This is a genomic window from Tardiphaga sp. (genome assembly GCF_028290495.1).
Taxonomy (GTDB): Bacteria; Pseudomonadota; Alphaproteobacteria; order Rhizobiales; family Xanthobacteraceae; genus Tardiphaga.
This window is the reverse complement of sequence record NZ_JAQGJT010000013.1, coordinates 1-20904: the sequence shown is the minus strand read 5'-3', so window position 1 is coordinate 20904 and position 20904 is coordinate 1. Positions and strand designations below refer to the sequence as shown.

Sequence of the window (20904 nt, the reverse complement as noted above, 5' to 3'; positions counted from 1 at the left end):
GACACGATCGACCGCATCTTGGAGATGTCGGCCGGACCGGACTTGCTCTGCACCTCCATCAGGGTGCCGCCCGAGAAGTCGATGCCGAAATTCAGGCCGTGGGTGAAGAACAGCGTGATCGCGACGATCGAGAGAAAAGCCGAAATCGGAAAGCTGATGCGGCGGAAACGGGTGAAATCGAAATGCGTGTTGTCCGGCACAATGCGCAGCGGCGGCAGCACGTCGAACACTGCGACAACCGTCAGCGCGATGATCAGGACGCCGAGCCCGATGAGAATCCAGTGAGTCACGACAGGCTCCGCATCAGATGGGCACGCTCTGCGGCCGGTTCCATCGCACCCAGCCGGCGACGATCAGGCTGGTCAGCGTAAACGCGGTGAAAACCGTGGTGATGATGCCGATGCCGAGCGTCACGGCGAAGCCGCGGACGGGACCGGTGCCGATATAGAACAGGACGGCGGCGGCAATGAAGGTGGTGATGTTGGAGTCCAGAATCGTCGACAGCGCGCGCCTGAAGCCGGCGTCGATCGCGGAAATCGCGTTGCGTCCGCCGCGCAATTCCTCGCGGATGCGCTCATAGATCAGCACGTTGGAGTCCACCGCGATGCCGACTGTCAGCACGATGCCGGCGATACCGGGCAGCGTCAGCGTGGCGTTGAGCAGCGACAGCACGCCGAAGATCATCGCGACGTTGATGGCCACCGCGATGTTGGCGAACAGGCCGAACAGCCGATACGTCAGCAGCATGAAGATGATGACGAGGATCGAGCCGACGTAAGCGGCAAGTTCGCCCTTCTCGATCGAATCCTGGCCGAGGCCGGGGCCTACAGTACGTTCTTCGATGATCGTCAGCGGCGCCGGCAAGGCGCCGGCACGCAGCAGGATCGAGAGGTCGTTGGCCTGCTGCACGGTGAAGCTGCCGGAGATCTGGCCAGAGCCGCCGGTGATCGGTTCGCGGATGACGGGCGCCGACACCACTTCATTATCGAGCACGATGGCGAAGGGCTGGCCGACATTCTTCACGGTGGCATCCGAGAACTTGCGGGCGCCGGAGGAATTGAAGCGGAACGAGACGATCGGCTCGTTGGAGCGCTGGTCGAAGCCAGGCTGCGCATCAACGAGATCGGCGCCGGACACCAGCACATCCTTCTTGATGACGTAAGGCACCTTCGGCGACTGCGAACTCATCAGCAGTTCGGAATCCGGAGGCAGCCTGCCCTGTGAGGCCTGGTCGGCCGGCACGCTGGAATCGACCATGCGGAAGTCGAGCTTCGCGGTCTTGCCGAGCAGTTCCTTGAGGCGGGTCGGATCCTGCAGGCCAGGGACCTGGACCAGGATGCGATCGGTTCCCTGCCGCTGGATCAGCGGCTCGACGGTGCCGAGTTCGTTGACGCGCCGTTCGACGATCTGGATCGATTGCTCGACCGACTGGCGAACCCGGTCAGCGATCGCCGCGGGTGGCACGGTGAGACGGATCAGACCGCCGCCGGCATCGGAGACTTGAAGGCTGCGCTGGCCGTTGGAGCCGAGCAACCCGCCGAGCGGCTGCGACAGCTCACGCAGCTTGGTCAGCGCGGTCGGAAGGTCGGTATCCTTGGTGATGCGGACTTCGACGGAGTCATTGCGGACGCTCAGGCCGGTATAGACGACGCGGGCTTCGCGCAGCGTGCGGCGGGTATCGTCGCGAACCTGATCGAGCTTGTCCTTCTTGACCGAATTGGCATCGACCTCGAGCAGGATGTGCGAGCCACCCTGCAGATCGAGGCCCAGCACCAGATGACGCTGCGCCCACTTCGGCCAGGTGCGCACCTGGGCCTCGGGGAAGAAATTCGGAACCGCGCACAGGCAGATGACCAGCGCCGTAAGAATGATCGCCAGCGCCTTCCACCGCGTGAAATACAACATCGAATTGACCCGTCAGATTCTTGAAATGGCGACGCGCGAACGCGTCAGCTCGCCGAAGTGTCGTCCTTGATGGACTTGATGTCGGCCTTCTCGGCCTTGTCCTTGGCCGGCTCGCCCTTGGTGCGGACACCGGCGATCATCGTGCGCATCTGGCGAACGCGAACGCCGTCGGCAACTTCGAACTCGATCTGCTCGTCATCGACGACCTTGGTGACCTTGCCAACCAGGCCGCCAGTGGTGACGACGGTGTCGCCGCGGCGGATGTTTTTCACCAGCTCGGCATGGTCCTTCACCTTCTTCTGCTGCGGGCGCAGAATCAGGAAGTACATGATCACGAAGATCAGCGCGAACGGCAGCAGCGACATCAGCATCGAATTGGTATCGCCGCCGGCTGCAGCAGCCTGGGCAAACGCAGGGGTAATGAACATCGGAGAAGTCCTCGTGAAAGCCTTGAAGCAAGGAAAAACCGGCGACGCATCGGCGTTCGGCCGGTTTGGCAAATTCGCGCGGACTATAACCGGCGCGGCCCCAATTGCAACGCCGGCCAAGGCCGATTTGCCCCACATTTGAAGCGCTTGCAGCCGACCGCCGGGCTCGATATGGGTGCGCCGACAGGAGGGCCCAAAATGTCCAAAAAACCCGGTAAAACCGCCCCACGCAGCGCTTCCAAGCCCATTGCGAAGCGCCCTGCCCCAAAAAGCCGCGCTACCGCGGCAAAACGCCCCCGTGCGGCGAAACCGCCCGCACTGGAGATGCGCATCGCACTGGCGCTGGAAGCGATCGCCGCCGGCATGGCCGCGGCGTCGCCCAAATTCAGCAACGCCGATTCGCTGGCCAGCGCTGATGCCTTTGTCTGGCATCCCGACGGCCGGCTGGCCCCGGTGCCGAAGGTCAGCCGCGTCGACATCGAGCTGCTGCAGGGCATCGACCGGATGCGCGACACGCTGATCGAGAATACCGAGCGTTTCGCCACCGGCCTGCCCGCCAACAACGCCCTGCTGTGGGGCGCGCGCGGCATGGGCAAGTCGTCGCTGGTCAAGGCCGCACATGCCCGCGTCAACGCCATGAAGAAGGTCAGCGGCCGGCTCAAGCTGGTCGAGATCCATCGCGAGGACATCGAGAGCCTGCCGGCGCTGATGGCGCAGATCCGCGCCTCGGATTTCTACTTCATCGTGTTCTGCGACGACCTCTCCTTCGACGGCAACGACGCCTCCTACAAGTCGCTGATGGCGGTGCTGGAGGGCGGCATCGAGGGCCGGCCGGACAATGTCATTCTCTATGCCACCTCGAACCGCCGCCATTTGCTGGCGCGCGAGATGGTCGAGAACGAACGCTCGACCGCGATCAACCCCGGCGAAGCCGTCGAGGAGAAGGTCTCGCTGTCCGACCGCTTCGGGCTCTGGCTCGGCTTCCACAAGTGCAGCCAGGACGAATATCTCGACATGGTGCGCGGCTATTGCGGCCATTACGGCATCAAGCTCGACGCCGACGAGTTGCAGCGCGAGGCGCTGGAATGGTCGACGACGCGCGGCTCGCGCTCTGGCCGCGTGGCCTGGCAGTTCACGCAGGAACTGGCGGGACGGTTGGGGGTGAAGCTGGCAGGGAAGTAGCTCGAACAGCAGCAGCCACATGCTGAGTTGCCCCCACCCGCGAAAGCGGGTGGCCCAGTATCCGGCGCTGACGGTGTGCATCACCGGCGCCTCGGAACACTGGGCGCCCGGTCAAGCCGGGCAATGACAGTTGTGGGTGGGGCTCCGCTTCGCACTGTACTTCGAGACCAAAACAAAAATGCCCGGCGCGAGCCGGGCATTTTGCATTGGTGTGTCGTTTGCTCGTCTTACGCGCCGTTGAGGAACTGCAGCGGATCGACCGGCGACGAGCCCTTGCGGATTTCGAAGTGCAGTTGCGGCGAACCGACTTCGCCGGACTGGCCGGACTTGGCGATCACCTGGCCGCGCTTGATGGTCTCGCCGCGCTTGACCATCAACTCGCTGGCATGGGCGTAGGCAGTAACATAGCCGTTGGAATGGCGCACCAGAACCAGGTTGCCGTAGCCCTTCAGTTCGTTGCCGGAATAGGCCACGACGCCATCCTCGGCGGCCTTCACCGGGGTGCCTTCGGGCACCGCGACGTTGATACCATCGTTGGACTTGCCGTTGGTCTTGGCGCCGTAGCCGGTGACGACGCGGCCGCGGACCGGCCAGCGGAACGTCGGCAGCGCGCCGGTAGCATCGGCTGCCTTGACCGGGGATTCCGGTGCGGCGGCTTCTTCCGGCGTCGTGGTCGCCTGGGCGAGACGGGCCTTCTGAACGGGTTCAACGGCAGCGAGACGCGTGGCCGGTGCAGAAACCACGCTGCCGACGGGTGCTGCGGCAACCGCGACCGGAGCGGCGAGCGGCGCCGGCGGAGCCCCCGCGACGCGGGCCGCGCCGGGCACGGTGATCTTGCTGCCGAGCTTGAGGCCGGCATTCGGCGCCAGACCATTGGCGCGGGCGAGTTCGGCGACCGGCACGTTGTTGCGACGCGAAATGCTCATCAAGGTGTCGCCGCGATTGACGACATGCACCGAGGCCGGAGCAGCAGCGACAGCAACCGGACGCGCCACCGGAGCCGCGGTGACCGCGGCAGGAGCAGCCGCGGTCTGGCGCGGAATCACCAGCGTCTGACCGGGTGACAGCGCGCGCGGCCCCTTGTAGCCGTTGGCCTGCAGGATCGCGGCCGACGACACGTTGTAGCGTCGCGCCAGCGTGTCGAGCGTGTCGGAAGTGCCGACGATGATCTTGGTGCCACCGTCGCGGGCCAGACCGTTGGTCGCGGCGACCGAGCGCGGAGCGACGCTGGCCGTCGTCTCGATCGGCGGGTGGGCCGGCGGCGTGTAGGAGCCGAGCCCACGGCCGCCACCCGTCACCGGGGCGGCCGACGCGACGGTGCCAGTGGGATAGGACTGCGGAGCAGCGATCGGCGGCGGCAATGCGGAAGACTGGTAAGTCGGCGCGGGCTGATAGGCCGGGCGCTGGTACTGCGGCATCTCGCGCGGCGCGGGTGCGGGCTGCTGGCGCTGCACCGAACCGGTGGTGTCGCCCTGCCAGCCGAAACCGCGGGACTGCCCGGATTCAAAGCTGGGATTTTGCGACAACCGGGTCTGCATGTCGGCGCTGCAGCCGGCAAAACCGATCGACATCAACGCCAGCACCGCGACCTGCGGGGCCCGGCGCGAGTAAAGCAACTCGACAACGCTGGACATGGGTTACTCACTCATACGCAACAAAAAATCACTTATTTGAGTAAACACTGTCCATATTACCAAGCCTTTAACCCTGCAGGCAGGAAGCCTGAGGCCCGTCGAACTTTTTTCACATCTCGCGCGCGATGCCTTTCAGGGCCGGCACGAAGCGGACATCCACCAACGGCTTGCGCTCAAAACCGTCGTCGGTTTTGCGAAACCGGATCAGCGTCTGCACGCCGGAATGCGGGCCGACCGGCGCGATCAAAACCCCTTCGGGCTCGAGCCGCTCGAGCAGCGCGTCGGGCACCTCCTCCATCGCCGCAGTGACGATGATGCGGTCGAACGAGCCGACGTTGGCCGACACCTCAAAGCCGTCGCCGAGCATGACCTCGACATTGAGCAGCTCCAGCCGCTCCAATAGAACCCGCGCGGAGTCTGCCAGCGTACGGTAGCGCTCGATGCTGAGCACTTCGCGACAGAGTTTGGACAGGATCGCGGCCTGGTATCCGGAGCCGGTGCCGATCTCCAGCACGCGGTGGCCCGGCTTGAGCTGCAACTGTTCGGTCATGTAGGCGACCACGAAGGGCTGGCTGATGGTCTGGCCGCAGGCGATCGCCAAAGCGGTATCGCGCCAGGCGTGTGCGCGGTCCGAGGTCGCCACGAACAGGTCGCGCGGCACCGCCTCCATCGCCCGCAACACGCTCTGGTCGCTGATGCCCCGCCTCCGCAAGCTGAGCTGGAACATCATTTGTTCGGGCGGATGTCCGACGGTGATCATAGCAGCCTCACGCAACGCAATTGGTGGGACAATCCATAACGCAGATAGGTTGACGTAATTTTTCAGAACAGGTTATGCGGGTTCCAAGCTGCGCATTGCCGCTCCACTGTTGGAACCAGCAGCGGGATGATAAGTTATGCTGCTGGCAAATTCGCGCAGCAGCACCCTACCACCTTAAAACACACGCATACCGGTCACGAAAACGGCAATGCGGCGCGATTGCGTTCGGGACCGTAATTTGCGATTTTGATCTGAACTGTGCAAGGAAGCCGGCCATGACTGCCATCAAGCCGCCCGGCGGATCAGTGTTCCTCGTCGAGGACGAGGTGATGATCCGGATGATGGTCGCCGACATGCTCGAAGAGCTCGGCTATAGCGTCGCCGCCGAAGCCGGCGAGATTAATGAAGCCGTGCGGCTGGCCGGCTCGACCGAATTCGACATCGCGATCCTCGACGTCAACGTCAACGGCAAGGTGATTTCACCGGTCGCCGAGGTGCTGCAGTCGCGCCGCCGCCCCTTCATCTTCGCCACCGGTTACGGCGCACAAGGCCTGCCGGAAGAATTTCGCGACCGCCCGACGCTGCAGAAACCGTTCCAGATGGAGACCCTGGCGCAGGTTCTGGCAGATACGCTGAAGGGCGTCGCGGTCTAAGTCGCCTATCCGCCGTCGTCACGCCGCAAGCGCTGTAGAAGCCCCTACTTCATCGCCGCCGTTAGCGCCTCCGAAAACGCCTCGTCGGTGCGGTCGAGCCGCAGCGGCGTTACCGAGACGAAGCGCGCGGCGAGTGCTGCGAGGTCGGTGCCTTCGGCCGGCGTGTCGACCACGACAACGCGCTCGAAGCCGATCCAGAAATACGGATTACCGCGACCATCGCGGCGCTCGTCAACGCGCAAAAATCCCTGATTGCGCTTGCCCTGCCGCGTCACGCGCACACCCTGCACGTCTTCCGCAACGCAGGCCGGGAAGTTGACGTTGATCACCGTGTTCTTCGGTACGCCCGCCGCAATGACCTTGCGCAGCACGTCCGGCCCGAATTTCAGCGCGGTGTCCCACAACGGCGCGTGGCGGGTCTCCATCGAGAATTCCTGCGACAGCGCGACCGACGGAAAGCCGAGAATGGTACCTTCAAGGGCGCCTGCGATCGTGCCGGAATAGACCACGTCCTCGGCGACGTTGCGGCCCTTGTTGACGCCGGACAGAACGAGGTCCGGCTGCTTGTCGAGCAGGATGTGGCGCGCGCCCATGATGACGCAATCGGTCGGCGTACCCCTGACCGCGAAGTGCCGCGGTCCGATCTCGCGCAAGCGCAGCGGGTCGTTCAGCGACAGCGAATGCGAGACGCCCGACTGGTCCATTTCCGGCGCCACCACCCAGACATCGTCGGAAAGTTCTTTCGCGATCTGTTCGAGAATCTTCAGGCCGGGCGCGTGAATGCCATCGTCATTGGTGCAGAGAATTCGCATCAGATCACTTGCCCTTTTCGATCACTTTGAGTCCGCCCATGTAGGGCTGCAGCACATCAGGCACGGCGATCGAACCGTCTTCCTGCTGATATGTTTCCATCACAGCGATCAGCGCGCGGCCGACCGCAGTGCCGGAGCCGTTCAGCGTATGCACGAAACGCGGCTTGCCGTCGGGACCGCGATAGCGCGCGTCCATGCGGCGGGCCTGAAAATCGCCGCACACCGAGCACGACGAGATCTCGCGATAGGCGCCGCCCTCGCCCTGCCCGGGCATCCACACTTCGATGTCGTAGGTTTTTTGCGAAGCAAAGCCCATGTCGCCGGTGCACAACGTCATGACGCGGTAGTGCAGATCGAGCCGGCGCAGCACTTCCTCGGCGCAGGACAGCATGCGGTCGTGCTCTTCGCTCGATTTGTCGGGCGTCGTCACCGAGACCAGTTCAACCTTGGTGAACTGATGCTGCCGGATCATGCCGCGCGTATCGCGCCCGGCGGCGCCGGCCTCGGCGCGGAAACACGGCGTCAGCGCCGTCATGCGTAGCGGCAGGTCTTTCTCATCGAGAATGGATTCGCGAACGAGATTGGTCAGCGGCACTTCGGCGGTGGGGATAAGCCAGAACTCACGCTCGGCACCACCGGCACCGACCGAAAACTGGTCCTCCCGAAACTTCGGCAACTGCGCCGTGCCGAACATCGCATCGTCACGCACCAGCAGCGGCGGGTTCACTTCCATGTAGCCATGATCGCCCGTGTGCAAATCGAGCATGAACTGCCCGAGTGCGCGCTCGAGCCGCGCCAGGCCACTCTTCAACACAACAAAGCGCGCGCCGGACAGCTTCGCAGCCGCTTCAAAATCCATGAACCCCATGGCTTCGCCGAGATCGTAATGTGCCTTCGGCGTAAACGCGTAGTCTCGCGCCTTGCCATAGACGTGGTGCTGCACATTGCCGTGCTCGTCGCTGCCTTCAGGCACTTCGGCCAGCGGCAGGTTCGGAATTTCAGCGAGCGCGGTCTTCAGCTGCTCCTCGGCCGCCTTCACCGCGGCTTCCATGTCCGGCATCGTGGTTTTGAGTTCGGTGACCTCGGCCATCAGCGCATTCGCGCGGGCGTCGTCCTTGTTCTTCTTGGCGTCACCGATTTCCTTGGAGGCCGCATTGCGTCGCGCCTGCGCCAGTTCGGAGGCCAGGATCGCGGTACGCCGGGTCTCATCGATCGTCAGCAGCGACGAAGCCAGCGGCGCCAGCCCGCGCCGCTTCAGCGCAGAGTCAAAAGCCTCGGGATTGTCGCGGATCGATTTGATGTCGTGCATGGCGGGGGTCCTGGGCAAACGTGGCCCTGAGTACCCCGAACAGCGCCGATTTGGAACATGAAATGAAAAGGATCCGGCGCGATCAATGTAGTCGGAACAGGAAGCCGACCACGGCAACCGCAAGGCCAACGCTGGCGACTACGATCCCACCAAGCCGCACCGTCAGTTGCAAGGCCGTCTTGTCCATAGTGGCCTGCAATTCGTTTCGCGTTGCCAAAAGTCTCAAATCCAGCTCGGATTTGACGGCATAAAGATCGGATTTCGTCACCAACTCGGTCATGATGAAATCTCGCGCCGCTCCGGCATGGCCCTCGGCTTGATTGTCCGGCACTCCGGACTAGCGGAGCTGCTTGGAGTAGCCGAGTGCATCAAAGGCCCACCCCAAGGTTACATCCTGCCGCACTGAACGAACGGCAGAATGCTAAGCACAACCTTAAGATGCAAGAACAGCCCTACTCCGCCGGGGTCACGTCCGTGCCCGCCGCCGCCGCCTTTGCTGCAGCCGCCTTTTTCGCATTCCGCTCGACGACCTTCACCGCAATGATCGAGCCTTCGTACAGGATCAGCAGCGGGATCGCGAGCGAGGCCTGGCTGATGACGTCGGGCGGGGTCAGCACGGCGGCGATGACGAAGGCAACGACGATGAAGTAGCGGCGCTTTTCGCGCAGCTGCTGCGAGGTGAGCACGCCGATGCGGCCGAGCAAGGTCAGGATCACCGGCAACTGGAAGGCGATGCCGAAGGCGAAGATCAGCGACATCATCAGCGACAGATATTCGCCGACCTTGGGCAACAGCTGGATCTGCGCGGTCTCGGCGCTGCCCGACTGCTGCATGCCCAGCGAGAACCGGATCAGCATCGGCAGCACCAGGAAATAGACCAGCAATGACCCCAGCGCGAAGAAGAACGGCGTCGCGATCAGATAGGGCAGGAACGCACCCTTCTCGTGCTTGTAGAGACCGGGCGCCACGAATTTGTAGATCTGCGCCGCGATGATCGGGAACGAGATGAAGCCGGCGCCGAACATCGCCAGTTTCAGCTGGGTCAGGAAGTACTCGAGCAGCGCGGTGTAGATGAACTTGGAGTTCTCGGGGCCTGCGACCCAGACGAACGGCCAGACCAGCACGTTGTAGATCTGCTTGGCGAAGAAGAAGCAGAAGATGAACGCGATGGCGAAAGCCAGCAACGCCTTGATCAGCCGCGAACGCAGCTCGATCAGGTGGTCCATCAAGGGCGCCTTGGAGGCTTCGATATCTTCCGCGCTCATGACGCCCTGGCGTCCTTCAGCACGTCTGGGTTGGCAGTTTCCGGCGCAACGGCCGCGACGTCGCTCGCGGGAGCCGCGTGCGTGACAGGAGCCTCATGGGCGGGCGTCTCGGTCATGGCCGGCTGGAATTCCTGGGTGATCGCCAGCGGCTCCATCTGAGCGCTATGGGCTTCGGCCTCGACGAACGTATCCGGCGTCGGCGGCTCCGGCGTGGTCGGCGTTGTCGCGGGCGTGTCGAGGTTCTCGATCTTGTCGATCGTCATGGCGTCGCTAACGTCCTTGGTAAGCGACGTCAGGATGTTGTTCTTGGTGAAAGCGGAGGCCGCGTCCTTGACGTCGTCGAACGCCTTCTTGACGTCTTCCATCTCGGCTTCGCGCATCGCCTCGTTGAACTGGCCCTGGAATTCGCCAGCCATCTTGCGCGCCTTGCCCATCCACTGCCCGACCATGCGAAGCACGCCGGGCAGCTCCTTCGGGCCGATGGCAATCAGCGCGACGACCGCGATGACGACCAGTTCACTCCACCCGATGTCGAACATGAATAAATCCGCTCACGCGGGCTGGACCAGCCCCGCGTCCCCTTCATAGGTCTGGCATCATCCGGCTGCAATGCAGCGGAATCAGCCGACCTTGCTGCCAACGTCGGTACGGGCGGCAGACGGCGCCGGCGGCTGGTCGATGGTGCGGACCGGCTCGATCGGCTTTTCCGGGGTCGCCGGCTTGTCGTCGTCGGCCATGCCCTTCTTGAAGGCCTTGATGCCCTGCGCCACGTCGCCCATCAGATCGGAAATCTTGCCGCGCCCGAACAACAACAGGACCACCCCGATCACAACGATCCAGTGCCAAATGCTGAGTGAACCCATCCTGAAACCCTCCACCACGCAGCCAGTCGCCCGGCCGTCAATCTGACCGCGAACGTAGGCTGTGGTAATGTCAAAAACAAGGACCTAAGCCCCGGTGGAATCGCGGATATCGCGGCGCATTGCCGCGACCGTCAATGACCGCGACGTCAGCGCTCGGTGTCTTCTTCGGGCTCGTCGGAACCGGCCTCGCCAAGCCGCGTCTCAGGCTCAACCGCCTCGGTTTCCTCGAGTTCGTCGGCCTCAGGGTCGGCGGATTCGAGCAAGTCCGTCTCGATTTCGGCCATCTCGGCTTCGGCGGTTTCGAGCTCGGGCTCATCCTCCAGCCCGGCTTCTTCGAGTTCAGCTTCGTCGAGATCGATTTCCGCGAGTTCGGCGTCGTCGGCTTCGAGTTCAGCCGCTTCGGAATCGGTGGCAACCGCTTCGTCGTCCTCCGGCTCTGCCAGTTCGTTTTCGGCTTCCAGCTCGGCCTCGGTCGCTTCCAGTTCAGCGACGTCCCCGTCTCCGGCAATCACTGGCGCGGCGATCTGCTCAGCCTCGACGGTCTCCGGATCGGCCAGTTGCCGTTCGGCGATCTCCAGTTCGACGGCGTCGATCGCCGGCTCGAGCAGGCCGGGGAATTCCGGCTCCGGCTCGGGCAGCGACAGCCCGAGTTCGCCGACTTCCAGCGGCTCCTCGTCGTCGCGCAGAGCCGGATCGTCGGAGGGGTTGGGAACCGAGAAGCCGGCGGGCAGCCGCGAGTCCAGGAGGCCGGTGCCCTTCAATTCTTCCAGACCCGGCAGATCGCCCAGCGCTTCCAGGCTGAACTGCGACAGGAACGTGTCGGTGGTGCCGAAAGTCAGTGGACGGCCCGGCGTCTTGCGACGGCCACGCGGCCGGATCCAGCCGGTTTCCAGCAGCACGTCGAGCGTACCCTTGGAGGTCACGACGCCGCGGATATCTTCGATCTCGGCACGGGTCACCGGCTGGTGATAGGCGACGATGGCCAGCACTTCGACGGCCGCGCGCGACAGCTTACGCGTCTCGGTGGTCTCGCGGGTCATCAGCCACGACAGGTCGCCGGCGGTACGAAAGGTCCACTTGTTGGCGACGCGGATCAGATTCACGCCACGCATGGCATAGTCGGCCTGCAGCCGCGCCAGCGCCGACTTGATGTCAACACCGTCGGGCATGCGCTTGGCCAAGGCGGCCTGGTCGAGCGGTTCGCTGGAGGCGAACAGCAGCGCTTCGAGCAGACGCAGTTCCTCGGGACGTGCTTCCGGCTGGTTGTCCGGCTGCACGATCTGATCCTCGGCATCGTCGATGATTTTCTCGGCGAGGCTTGCCATGTCGGGATCTCCTTCTTCCACTACTCAGCCGGAACTTCCGGCTCCACCAGCGCAGCCGTCGCGGAACGCGGCGGCGGCTTGCGGAAATACAGCGGCGCGAACGCCTCCTTCTGGCTGATATCGATCGTGCCCTCGCGGACCATCTCGAGCGCAGCCGCAAAGCTCGACGCCATCACGGTGGCGCGCTGGGTGGGATCGACGATATAGGCCAGCAGGTATTCGTCGAGGCGGCTCCAGTCCTCGGCCATGCCGACCAGCCGCTCCAGCGAGGCACGCGCCTCACTCAGCGACCACACCGTGCGGCGGGCAAGATGCACCTTGGTCAGCACGCGGGCCTGACGCTGCGTGGCGTAGGCCGACAGCAGGTCATAGAGCGTGGCGGTGAAGCGCGGATGTTTCACTTCGGCGATCGCCTCCGGCGCGCCGCGCGGAAAAATGTCGCGCATCAACTGCGGCCTGGTCATTAGCTGGTTCGAGGCTTCGCGGATGGCCTCCAGGCGGCGCAGCCGGTTGGCCAGCGCGGTCGCCATATCCTCGGCGCTCGGACCTTCTGCGGTCGCCGGCTCCGGCAGCAGCAGCCGCGATTTCAGGAAGGCCAGCCACGCCGCCATCACCAGATAGTCGGCGGCCAGTTCGAGGCGGATTTTTCGCGCCGCTTCGATGAAGATCAAATACTGGTCGGCCAGCGCGAGGATCGAGATTTTGTGCAGGTCGACCTTCTGCTGCCGCGCCAAAGCGAGCAGCAGATCGAGCGGGCCTTCATACCCCTCGACATCGACGACCAGCGAGGGCTCATCGTCCTCGACGATTTCGGCAGGGCGTCCGGTTTCGAATGACAGGATTTCGGCGCTCATGCGGTGGCCTCCGCGCGGGCGATCAGGGCATCCAGTTCGGCACGTCCCTTGACGCGGTCGAACGCGTCCGGCTGCCGGCGCGCCGCCTGTACGGCGTTGGCGCGCTGCAACGCCAGTCCGGCGAGGATCGGCGTTTCGGCAGCGACGGCCCGCATCTCGTCGAGCTTGCCGTTGCAGTGCAGGACGATGTCACAGCCGGCTGCCACGATCGCGCGGGTGCGCTCGGCGATCGATCCGGCTAGCGCGTTCATGGAGACGTCATCACTCATCAACAAACCCTGGAACCCGATACTGCCGCGAATCACCTGAGTAATGATTGTCGCAGATGTGGTCGCAGGTTGGGCGGCATCCAGAGCGCTAAACACAACATGTGCAGTCATCGCCATGGGCAAATCGGCCAGCGGCCTGAATGCGGCGAAGTCGAAGGCTTCGAGTTCCGCCGCAGAGGTATCCACGACCGGCAGCTTGAAGTGGGTGTCGGCCGTGGCGCGGCCGTGGCCGGGAATATGCTTGAGTACCGGCAGGACGCCGCCCTGCTCCAGCCCGTCGGTAACAGCGCGGGCGATCGCCGCGACCTTGTCCGGCGTGGTGCCATAGGCGCGGTTGCCGATCACGGCGTCAGCGCCCTCGACCGGGACATCAGCCAGCGGCAGGCAGTCCACGGAGATGCCGAGATCGACCAGATCGGCGGCGATCAGGCGAGACGACAGGCGCGCGGCCTCAAGGCCAAGCTCGGGGGCAATATCGTAGAGCGTGCCGAACACCGCGCCCGGCGGATACACCGGCCAATGCGGCGGACCCAGACGCTGCACCCGGCCGCCCTCCTGATCGATCAGAACCACGGCGTCGGGATCGCCAGTGGCTTCGCGCAATTCCTCAACCAATCTCGCGACTTGCGCGGGATTGTCGATATTGCGTTTGAACAGGATGAAACCCCAGGGCCGCTCGGAGCGCAAGAAAGCGCGCTCCTCGGCGGTCAATTCCAGTCCGGATACGCCGGTGATGAAGGCACGTGTGCTCATGAGGCCGATTAGCCCCCATCGCTACCCAGGGTCAAGGAAACGGCCGTTAATTCCTTTGGACGACGCACTGCCCGCCGGCAGTTTTTAGATTCCCGCACATCTGCGCGGCTTCCTCCTGCGATCCGAACGGACCCACCATCGCGCGGTAGTAGGTGCCCTTCTCGCCGAGATCGGCCTTTTTGATCTGCGGGCTGCGCGAACCAAGCACCGAAGGATACTTGCCCTGCAGGGCCCGGAACGAGGCCGAGGCTTCCGCTTCGCTACGCTGCGACGCAATCTGCACCATGTAGCCGCCGCCACTGGCAGCGGCCGGCGCGACCTGCTGCGGCGCGTTGTTGGCAACGCGGGCGGGCGCTGCTGCTGCTGGGGCGACTTGCGGCGACAGCGACAGCGGCGCACCACCGACAGAGGTGGCGGCGGGACGGGCCGGAACGGCGGCCGGCGGCGCGCCGGTGAGGCGGGCCGGCGCCTGACGCGCGGCCGGGGTCGCGGTGCCGTCGGGGCTGTCGCCCTTCACGGTGAGGGTACGAATTTTGCGCGGCTCGTCCCCCGGCATCGGAGCATTGCCAACCATCGGCTTGGCGGATGGCGTGACGCTGGCGGTCGAGGGCGGATTGGCATTCTGGTTCAACGGCGGGAACACCACGCGGGGACCAACGGCCTTGGTGGCATCCTGCACGTTCACCGGCTGCTCCTCGCGTGACACCACCTTTTCAGGCGCAGTGCCCAGGCGATCCTGGATCAGCTTGGCATTGGCGTCGTTCGAGGACGGCGGCACGACCTTGTTCGGGCCGGCATCGGCCTTGATCACCGGCGGCTCGCCTGATCGCGGCGAACCAATATAGGTGCGATAGCCATAGGCGGCGCCGGTGCCGATCACGGCCAGCGCCAGCACGACACCTACGGTCATCAGACCGCCGCGACGCTTGGGCGCGGGTTCATCGGCATAGCCATCCTGATAGGCGTAGGGATCGTCCTGATAATTCTGATCATGCGGCTGCTCGTAGCCGTGATCGGGCTGGCCATAGAGCGCATCGTCATAGCGGGCGGGATCGGCCGGCTCCGCATGGTGGTCGGCATACGAATCTGCATGAGCAGCGGGAGCGAAGCTCGGCGCCGGATGATACTCGGCTTCCGGCTGGGGCTGCGGGGCGTAGCGCTTTACCGGATACACCGTGTCGAGCTCCTGATGATCCGTGGTTTCATGCTGATAGGTATCTTGATGAGTTTCTTGCGCGGCAACGCGCTTCATCCATGACGGCGGGCCAACCGGCGCCACGTCGGTGTATTCATCGGCATCCGGCGCCGCCGGTTCGGCGCGACGCGTCTGGCTGCCATGGCCGCCTTGGCTGGAGCTGGCGAATGGATCGCTCTGCCCGATCAGCCGCGCCAGTTCGGCCAGCGGATCGGCTTCGCTGCGCGCTCGTGACGGGTCCGGCGCGCGGCTGTAGTCGTCGGCCGCGGGGGAGGGTCGGTCCTGGTATCGATGATCAGCCATAGTCAATTCGCGTCCCCTTCGGGAAAGCCGCCAATCCGCTTCGCAACGATCGGCCGCTAGTGTGAGCCGCCACAGATCCCCATCAGACGGCCGTCCCCTGTCTACCGCATCTCGACTGGCGCGGTGACGCCAAGAACGGCGAGGCCCGATTCCAGAACCGAGACGACGCTCTGGACCAATGCCAGTCGCGCCTTGGTAAGTTCTGCATCATTAGTGATAATGAAGCGTAAATGAGGCATATCGCGCCCCCGGGTCCACAGCGCGTGGAAGGCGCTGGCGAGTTCATAGAGGTAAAACGCGATCCGGTGCGGCTCGTGCGCCAGCGCGGCGGACTCGATCATCCGGGGATACAGCGCCAGTTGCCGCATCAGGCCGAGCTCGGCGGGGTCGTCCAGCCGCTCGACCACAGCGTCCTTCAGCCAGGCGATCCGGGCGGCGGTTTCCTCCGGCAGATCGGCCAGCATCTCCCGCGCATTGCGGAAGATCGAGTGGCCGCGGGCATGGCCGTACTGGACGTAGAACACCGGATTGTCCTTGGACTGCTCCTTGACCTTGGCGAGGTCGAAATCCAGCACAGCGTCGTTCTTGCGGAACAGCATCATGAAGCGCACGGCGTCGGGGCCGACTTCATCCACCACTTCACGCAACGTGACGAAATCACCAGAGCGCTTCGACATCTTTACCTGTTCGCCGTTGCGCAGCAGCTTCACCAGCTGCACGATCTTGACGTCGAGCGTGCCCTGCCCGGCGGTAACCGCCTTGATCGCCGCCTGCACGCGCTTGATGTAGCCGCCATGGTCGGAGCCCCAGACGTCGACCATATTGTCGAAGCCGCGGTCGACCTTGGTCTTGTGATAGGCGATGTCGGAGGCAAAATAAGTATAGCCGCCGTCCGACTTCAGCAGCGGACGGTCGACGTCGTCGCCATAGGCGGTGGCGCGGAACAGGGTCTGTTCACGGTCCTCGTAATCCTCGACCGGCACGCCCTTCGGCGGCGGCAGCCGGCCTTCATAGACGTCACCCTTGGCGCGCAGGAACGCGATGGTCGCAGCGACCAGATCGGCGTCCCCCGTGATCAGCGAGCGCTCCGAGAAGAACACATCGTGCTGGATGTTGAGCGCGGCGAGGTCGCCGCGGATCATCTCCATCATCATGTCGATCGCCCGGGCGCGCACGCCGGGCAGCCATTCGGCCTCCGGCTGCGCCAGCAGCCGGTCGCCATATTCGGCGGCCAGCGCCTGCCCGACCGGCACCAGGTAATCGCCGGGATACAGGCCTTCCGGAATGGCGCCGATGTCCTGGCCCAGCGCCTCGCGGTAACGCAGGAAAGCCGAGCGCGCGAGCACATCGACCTGCGCGCCGGCGTCGTTGATGTAATATTCGCGGCAGACGTCGAAGCCGGCCGTGACCAGCAGGCTGGCCAGTGCGTCACCGAACACCGCGCCGCGGCAATGGCCGACATGCATCGGCCCGGTCGGGTTGGCCGAGACGTATTCGACGTTGACCTTCTCGGCTGCTCCCGCAGCGCTCCGGCCATAGGATGCGCCGTCACGCATCACGGCGCGCAGCGCCTCGGCCCACACGGCAGTCTTCAGCGTCAGGTTGATAAAGCCGGGACCGGCGACCTCGACGGCGGCGACAAGCTCGTCATCCCGCAGTTTGGCGGCAATCGCCTCGGCGAGATCGCGCGGCTTGAGCCTGGCTTCCTTGGCCAGCACCATCGCGGCGTTGCTCGCCATGTCGCCGTGCGAGACGTCCTTGGTCGGCTCGACCACCACCCGCGCCAGATCCAGCCCGGCCGGCAGCATACCCTCGGCGGCAAGCTGGGTGCAGATCGCGTGAACACGCGCGAGCACATTGGCGAACAGATGCGGAGAAGGAACGGAGGCCATGTGGAAAACCAGAACTTGCGCCGGGCGATTCCGGCTGGAGGAAGAAGCGGATGATTAGCGGTTTCGCGGGCAAACCGCCAATAGTTTCAAAGCGCAGAAAAAGCCTTAAAAGGATGAATTTTACAATTTAAAATCAGACACTTGAATGAATATTTTAACGTAATTCCGGAGTTGAATCGAATAGCCGGATATGTTCGGTGATCGCAAAACGGTCGGTCATTCCGGCGATGAAATTGCCGATCCGGCGAGCCCGGTCGGTTTCGCTCTCCGCCGCCTGGCCGGTCGGCAGCCATTCCGGCGGCAGATCTTCGGGCAGGCGCTGGTAGCGCGCGAACAGGTCGAACAGGATGCATTCGGCCTCGCCCATCACCCGCATCACCCGCGCGTGGCGATACATCCGCTCCTTCAGGAACGCCTTGATCCCCGCCTCCGCCTTCTCCGCCTCGCGCGGAAACGCGACCAGCACATGGCCGTGGCGACGCACGTCCTCGACCGAGTTCAGTCTGGCCGCGCCGAGCCGTCTTTCGGTCTCGGCGACGACGGCGCCGATCAGATAGGAGATCAGCTCGCGCACCAGCTCGGCGCCTCGCCGGACTTCGTCGAGGCCAGGATAGCGCGCATCGATATCGTCGATCATGTCGGCGGCGAGCGGCATCACCCGCAGGTCGGTGACGGTGAACAGCCCGGCGCGCAGCCCGTCATCGATGTCATGGGCGTCATAGGCGATGTCGTCGGCGAGGGCCGCGACCTGCGCCTCGAGCGAAGCGAAGCTCGAAAGCTCAAGGTTCCAGACATCGTTGAATTCGGTGATCCCGAGCGGCAGCCCGGGACCTGCATACCGGCCGATCGCGGCGCCGGAGGCATCGGTCAGCGGGCCGTTGTGCTTGACGATACCCTCCAGCGTCTCCCAGGCCAGGTTGAGGCCGTCGAATTCGGGATAGCGATGTTCCAGCGCGGTGACAACGCGCAGGGTCTGGGCGTTGTGGTCGAAGCCGCCGTGCTCGGCGAGGCAGGTATCGAGCGCCCGCTCGCCGGCATGGCCGAACGGGGGGTGGCCGATGTCATGGGCCAGCGCCAGCGTCTCGGTAAGATCCTCGTCGAGGCCGAGCTGCCGGGCGATGGCGCGCGCGATCTGGGCGACTTCCAGCGTGTGGGTCAGCCGGGTCCGGTAATGATCACCCTCATGGAACACGAAGACCTGGGTCTTGTGCTTGAGCCGGCGAAACGCGGTGGAGTGGATCACCCGGTCGCAATCCCTGCGAAAGGCGCTGCGGGTCGGGCTTTCCGGCTCGGCAAACAGCCGCCCGCGGCTTCGCTCGGGATCGCAGGCATAAAGCGCGCGCGGCGCCGCCATTCCAACCGCCACGTGATTTGTCCTTATCCAATTGATTCCGCTGCCCAGCGCACTTAACTATGGGTTGCGGGTTATTCAAACATCCTGGAGCTTCCCGCAGGAGTTACGTCATGACAGCCACCAGCGTCACCATCAGCGAGCGGGCCGCCCGCCGCATCGGCGAAATCCTCAAGACCGAAGGCGATGGCGCCATGCTGCGGATTTCCGTCGAGGGTGGCGGCTGCTCCGGATTTTCATACAAGTTCGACGTCGATCGCGCCAAGGCCGACGATGACATGGTGATCGCGCGCGAAAGTGCTGTCGTGCTGGTCGACCCGGCCTCGGCCCCGTTCCTTGCCGGCTCCGAGGTCGATTTCGTCGATGACCTGATCGGCGCCTCGTTCCGGGTGGTCAATCCCAACGCGACGGCATCATGCGGCTGCGGGACGAGCTTTTCGATCTGATCTACGATGCTCTACGGTTCCCCCCGGAGCCGTCGCGAATGATGTTCCCACCGTTGACCTCCGACACCTCCGGTCTTCGGTTTGAACCGCTGTCGGACACACCGGAGGCTTTCGAATTTTCCTGTCGCATCAAAATTGAAGCTTTAGGTCCCCGTGTTCGCGCCCGCTGGGCTTGGGACGATGGTTATCAAAGGGAAGTCCACCGTCCCCGGCTCAACGAAAAGCCGTTCTTCAAAATTGCGCGCGACGGCTGTCCGATTGGTACGTTGTCCAGGACGGTCGAGCCCGACGACATCCGCCTAGATAGAACAGCCCTGAATTGTATGTTCGCGCCTGACGGCCGCTGAGGCATTTATGTCCTGGACAGCCCTGCCGCCGTTCCGTTGCTGATGCGTGGCCTACTCCGCCGCTACCGCGTGCGGACGATCGCCATCATAAGAGTCCGCGTCCTGCGGGTGCAGGCGGCGCTTCAGCTTGCGATCGATGCGGTCGAGATAGATGTAGATCACCGGGGTGATGAACAGCGTCAAAAGCTGCGACACGCAGAGCCCGCCGACCACGGCGACGCCGAGCGGCTGGCGCAGTTCGGCGCCCGCCCCCGCGCCGAGCGCGATCGGCAGCGTACCGAAGATCGCCGCGAACGTGGTCATCATGATCGGGCGGAAGCGCAGCAACGCAGCCTCGCGGATCGCATGCTCGGCGGAGAGGCCGACGCGGCGTCGCTCCAGCGCGAAGTCGACCATCATGATGGCGTTCTTCTTGACGATGCCGACCAGCATGACGATGCCGATCATGGCGATCACCGACATCTCCATCTTGAACAGCATCAGGGTCAGGATCGCGCCGATGCCCGCCGACGGCAGGCCGGAAATGATGGTGATCGGATGGATGAAGCTTTCATACAGAATGCCGAGGATCACGAAGGCTGCGAATACCGCGGCCAGGATCAGCACGCCCTGCCCGCGCAATGACTCCTGGAACACCTGCGCGGTGCCGGAGAAACCGGTGAAGATGGTCACCGGCAGGTTGGATGCCTGCTCCAGCGCTGTGATCTGATCCACCGCGTAGCCCAGCGAATAGCCCGGCTGCAGGTTGAACGAGATCGTCACCGCCGGCTGCTGGCCCTGGTGGTTGATCTGCAGCGGACCCACGGATGGCACGAGCTTCGCCACCGCATCGAGCGGGATGGTCTGATTGTTGGCGGTCTTCATGTAGAGCTTGGACAGGTCCGACGGATCGACGCGAAACTGCGGCTGCGCCTCCAGGATGATCTGGTAATCGTTGGTCGGCATGTAGATGGTGCCGACCTGACGCGCGCCGAAGGCGTTGTAGAGCTGGTTGCGCACCTGATCGACGGTGATGCCGTAGACCGCGGCCTTTTCACGGTCGATATCGACGGTCATCTGCGGATTCTTGATGTAAAGGTCGGTCGTGACGTCGACGAGCCCGGGCACTTTCGCGATCTTTTCGCGCATCTCCGGCGCGAGCCGGTAGAGCGATTCCGTATCGCCGCTCTGCAGAACGTACTGATATTGGCTCTTCGAGATCCGGCCGCCGATGTTGAGGTTCTGGATGCTCTGGAAGAAGGCCTGCATGCCCGGAATCTGCGTCGCCTTCTGGCGCAGGCGGCCGATCACCTTGGCCGCGCCATCGCGCTCGCCTTGCGGCTTCAGTCCGATAAACAACCGGCCGTAATTCGCGGTTG

The 20904-nt window shown here is 64.1% G+C and carries 22 protein-coding genes and 1 pseudogene; 5 read left to right on the top strand and 18 right to left on the bottom strand.

The genetic code is table 11. The features are described from left to right. The 3 genes and pseudogenes from JWQ24_RS01210 to yajC form a co-directional block, all read right to left on the bottom strand. Positions 1 to 290, bottom strand: a pseudogene (locus JWQ24_RS01210) (protein translocase subunit SecF); the annotation flags it as partial. Positions 291 to 303: 13 nt separating this feature from the next. Beyond that, positions 304 to 1905 (bottom strand): protein translocase subunit SecD, encoded by a 1602-nt coding sequence (gene secD, locus JWQ24_RS01205; protein ID WP_299803339.1) that lies wholly within the window; start codon positions 1903 to 1905, stop codon positions 304 to 306. 44 nt (positions 1906 to 1949) lie between these two features. Continuing rightward, positions 1950 to 2333 (bottom strand): preprotein translocase subunit YajC, encoded by a 384-nt coding sequence (yajC, locus tag JWQ24_RS01200; RefSeq protein ID WP_299803336.1) that lies wholly within the window; start codon positions 2331 to 2333, stop codon positions 1950 to 1952. Positions 2334 to 2346: 13 nt separating this feature from the next. Between yajC and JWQ24_RS01195 the strand changes: the two genes are divergently transcribed. Together JWQ24_RS01195 and JWQ24_RS01190 are read left to right on the top strand one after the other, a co-directional pair. Continuing rightward, positions 2347 to 2475, top strand: a complete 129-nt coding sequence (locus JWQ24_RS01195) for a hypothetical protein (protein ID WP_299803333.1) — start codon at positions 2347 to 2349, stop codon at positions 2473 to 2475. A 56-nt stretch (positions 2476 to 2531) separates the two neighbouring features. Beyond that, entirely contained in the window at positions 2532 to 3515 is a 984-nt protein-coding gene (locus JWQ24_RS01190; RefSeq protein ID WP_299803330.1) for an ATP-binding protein, read from the top strand. Between the two features lie 227 nt (positions 3516 to 3742). Here JWQ24_RS01190 and JWQ24_RS01185 read toward each other — a convergent pair whose 3' ends face one another. Next, positions 3743 to 5149 carry a peptidoglycan DD-metalloendopeptidase family protein gene (locus JWQ24_RS01185; protein WP_299803328.1) on the bottom strand — a complete coding sequence of 469 codons (1407 nt, stop codon included), beginning with the start codon at positions 5147 to 5149 and terminating at the stop codon, positions 3743 to 3745. A 109-nt stretch (positions 5150 to 5258) separates the two neighbouring features. Continuing rightward, positions 5259 to 5909 (bottom strand): protein-L-isoaspartate(D-aspartate) O-methyltransferase, encoded by a 651-nt coding sequence (locus tag JWQ24_RS01180; RefSeq protein ID WP_299803325.1) that lies wholly within the window; start codon positions 5907 to 5909, stop codon positions 5259 to 5261. Positions 5910 to 6184: 275 nt separating this feature from the next. Between JWQ24_RS01180 and JWQ24_RS01175 the strand changes: the two genes are divergently transcribed. Continuing rightward, complete coding sequence (locus tag JWQ24_RS01175; RefSeq protein WP_299803323.1) at positions 6185 to 6562, top strand: response regulator; 378 nt, start codon at positions 6185 to 6187, stop codon at positions 6560 to 6562. A gap of 44 nt (positions 6563 to 6606) precedes the next feature. Here the strand turns inward: JWQ24_RS01175 and surE are convergent, their stop codons facing one another. The 12 genes from surE to JWQ24_RS01115 form a co-directional block, all read right to left on the bottom strand. Continuing rightward, entirely contained in the window at positions 6607 to 7374 is a 768-nt protein-coding gene (surE, locus tag JWQ24_RS01170) for a 5'/3'-nucleotidase SurE (protein ID WP_299803320.1), read from the bottom strand. Positions 7375 to 7378: 4 nt separating this feature from the next. Continuing rightward, the gene (gene serS / locus JWQ24_RS01165) at positions 7379 to 8683 is read right to left on the bottom strand and encodes a serine--tRNA ligase (RefSeq protein ID WP_299803318.1); all 1305 of its coding nucleotides are present in this window, start codon (positions 8681 to 8683) and stop codon (positions 7379 to 7381) included. A gap of 82 nt (positions 8684 to 8765) precedes the next feature. Beyond that, positions 8766 to 8963: a hypothetical protein gene (locus tag JWQ24_RS01160; RefSeq protein ID WP_299803315.1), complete on the bottom strand. Its 198-nt coding sequence runs from the start codon at positions 8961 to 8963 to the stop codon at positions 8766 to 8768. Positions 8964 to 9135: 172 nt separating this feature from the next. Further along, positions 9136 to 9948: a twin-arginine translocase subunit TatC gene (gene tatC / locus JWQ24_RS01155; protein ID WP_299803313.1), complete on the bottom strand. Its 813-nt coding sequence runs from the start codon at positions 9946 to 9948 to the stop codon at positions 9136 to 9138. Next, positions 9945 to 10487, bottom strand: coding sequence for a Sec-independent protein translocase protein TatB (tatB, locus tag JWQ24_RS01150; protein ID WP_299803311.1), 543 nt, complete (start codon positions 10485 to 10487; stop codon positions 9945 to 9947). Before tatB ends, tatC begins: the two co-directional genes overlap by 4 nt. 81 nt (positions 10488 to 10568) lie before the next feature. Continuing rightward, positions 10569 to 10811 carry a twin-arginine translocase TatA/TatE family subunit gene (locus tag JWQ24_RS01145; protein ID WP_299803308.1) on the bottom strand — a complete coding sequence of 81 codons (243 nt, stop codon included), beginning with the start codon at positions 10809 to 10811 and terminating at the stop codon, positions 10569 to 10571. 146 nt (positions 10812 to 10957) lie between these two features. Beyond that, entirely contained in the window at positions 10958 to 12136 is a 1179-nt protein-coding gene (gene scpB, locus JWQ24_RS01140) for an SMC-Scp complex subunit ScpB (RefSeq protein WP_299803305.1), read from the bottom strand. Between the two features lie 20 nt (positions 12137 to 12156). Further along, the gene (locus JWQ24_RS01135; protein ID WP_299803303.1) at positions 12157 to 12990 is read right to left on the bottom strand and encodes a ScpA family protein; all 834 of its coding nucleotides are present in this window, start codon (positions 12988 to 12990) and stop codon (positions 12157 to 12159) included. Further along, entirely contained in the window at positions 12987 to 14012 is a 1026-nt protein-coding gene (gene nagZ, locus JWQ24_RS01130) for a beta-N-acetylhexosaminidase (RefSeq protein WP_299803301.1), read from the bottom strand. The genes JWQ24_RS01135 and nagZ overlap by 4 nt, the downstream gene beginning before the upstream one ends. A gap of 46 nt (positions 14013 to 14058) precedes the next feature. Next, positions 14059 to 15510 carry an SPOR domain-containing protein gene (locus JWQ24_RS01125; protein ID WP_299803300.1) on the bottom strand — a complete coding sequence of 484 codons (1452 nt, stop codon included), beginning with the start codon at positions 15508 to 15510 and terminating at the stop codon, positions 14059 to 14061. Between the two features lie 101 nt (positions 15511 to 15611). Then, on the bottom strand, positions 15612 to 17402 hold the full coding sequence (gene argS / locus JWQ24_RS01120; RefSeq protein WP_299803299.1) for an arginine--tRNA ligase: 1791 nt from the start codon (positions 17400 to 17402) through the stop codon (positions 15612 to 15614). A 154-nt stretch (positions 17403 to 17556) separates the two neighbouring features. Next, positions 17557 to 18768, bottom strand: a complete 1212-nt coding sequence (locus tag JWQ24_RS01115) for a deoxyguanosinetriphosphate triphosphohydrolase (RefSeq protein WP_299803297.1) — start codon at positions 18766 to 18768, stop codon at positions 17557 to 17559. A gap of 98 nt (positions 18769 to 18866) precedes the next feature. Between JWQ24_RS01115 and erpA the strand changes: the two genes are divergently transcribed. Continuing rightward, a complete protein-coding gene (gene erpA, locus JWQ24_RS01110; protein ID WP_299803294.1) occupies positions 18867 to 19199 on the top strand; it encodes an iron-sulfur cluster insertion protein ErpA in 333 nt (110 codons plus the stop codon). A gap of 53 nt (positions 19200 to 19252) precedes the next feature. Beyond that, positions 19253 to 19546: a hypothetical protein gene (locus JWQ24_RS01105; RefSeq protein ID WP_299803292.1), complete on the top strand. Its 294-nt coding sequence runs from the start codon at positions 19253 to 19255 to the stop codon at positions 19544 to 19546. Between the two features lie 51 nt (positions 19547 to 19597). Here JWQ24_RS01105 and JWQ24_RS01100 read toward each other — a convergent pair. Beyond that, on the bottom strand, positions 19598 to 20904 hold a 1307-nt coding region (locus JWQ24_RS01100), incomplete at its 5' end, for an efflux RND transporter permease subunit (protein ID WP_299803289.1).

Bases quoted from the DNA above. Each gene is read 5' to 3' on its own strand.
- surE (WP_299803320.1), bottom strand. From the start codon at position 7,374: ATGCGAATTCTCTGCACCAATGACGATGGCATTCACGCGCCCGGCCTG.
- yajC (WP_299803336.1), bottom strand. From the start codon at position 2,333: ATGTTCATTACCCCTGCGTTTGCCCAGGCTGCTGCAGCCGGCGGCGAT.
- tatC (WP_299803313.1), bottom strand. From the start codon at position 9,948: ATGAGCGCGGAAGATATCGAAGCCTCCAAGGCGCCCTTGATGGACCAC.
- nagZ (WP_299803301.1), bottom strand. From the start codon at position 14,012: ATGAGCACACGTGCCTTCATCACCGGCGTATCCGGACTGGAATTGACC.
- JWQ24_RS01145 (WP_299803308.1), bottom strand. From the start codon at position 10,811: ATGGGTTCACTCAGCATTTGGCACTGGATCGTTGTGATCGGGGTGGTC.
- JWQ24_RS01185 (WP_299803328.1), bottom strand. From the start codon at position 5,149: ATGTCCAGCGTTGTCGAGTTGCTTTACTCGCGCCGGGCCCCGCAGGTC.
- argS (WP_299803299.1), bottom strand. From the start codon at position 17,402: ATGGCCTCCGTTCCTTCTCCGCATCTGTTCGCCAATGTGCTCGCGCGT.
- JWQ24_RS01175 (WP_299803323.1), top strand. From the start codon at position 6,185: ATGACTGCCATCAAGCCGCCCGGCGGATCAGTGTTCCTCGTCGAGGAC.
- JWQ24_RS01135 (WP_299803303.1), bottom strand. From the start codon at position 12,990: ATGAGCGCCGAAATCCTGTCATTCGAAACCGGACGCCCTGCCGAAATC.
- JWQ24_RS01180 (WP_299803325.1), bottom strand. From the start codon at position 5,909: ATGATCACCGTCGGACATCCGCCCGAACAAATGATGTTCCAGCTCAGC.
- JWQ24_RS01125 (WP_299803300.1), bottom strand. From the start codon at position 15,510: ATGGCTGATCATCGATACCAGGACCGACCCTCCCCCGCGGCCGACGAC.
- scpB (WP_299803305.1), bottom strand. From the start codon at position 12,136: ATGGCAAGCCTCGCCGAGAAAATCATCGACGATGCCGAGGATCAGATC.
- JWQ24_RS01190 (WP_299803330.1), top strand. From the start codon at position 2,532: ATGTCCAAAAAACCCGGTAAAACCGCCCCACGCAGCGCTTCCAAGCCC.
- secD (WP_299803339.1), bottom strand. From the start codon at position 1,905: ATGTTGTATTTCACGCGGTGGAAGGCGCTGGCGATCATTCTTACGGCG.
- JWQ24_RS01160 (WP_299803315.1), bottom strand. From the start codon at position 8,963: ATGACCGAGTTGGTGACGAAATCCGATCTTTATGCCGTCAAATCCGAG.
- erpA (WP_299803294.1), top strand. From the start codon at position 18,867: ATGACAGCCACCAGCGTCACCATCAGCGAGCGGGCCGCCCGCCGCATC.
- tatB (WP_299803311.1), bottom strand. From the start codon at position 10,487: ATGTTCGACATCGGGTGGAGTGAACTGGTCGTCATCGCGGTCGTCGCG.
- serS (WP_299803318.1), bottom strand. From the start codon at position 8,683: ATGCACGACATCAAATCGATCCGCGACAATCCCGAGGCTTTTGACTCT.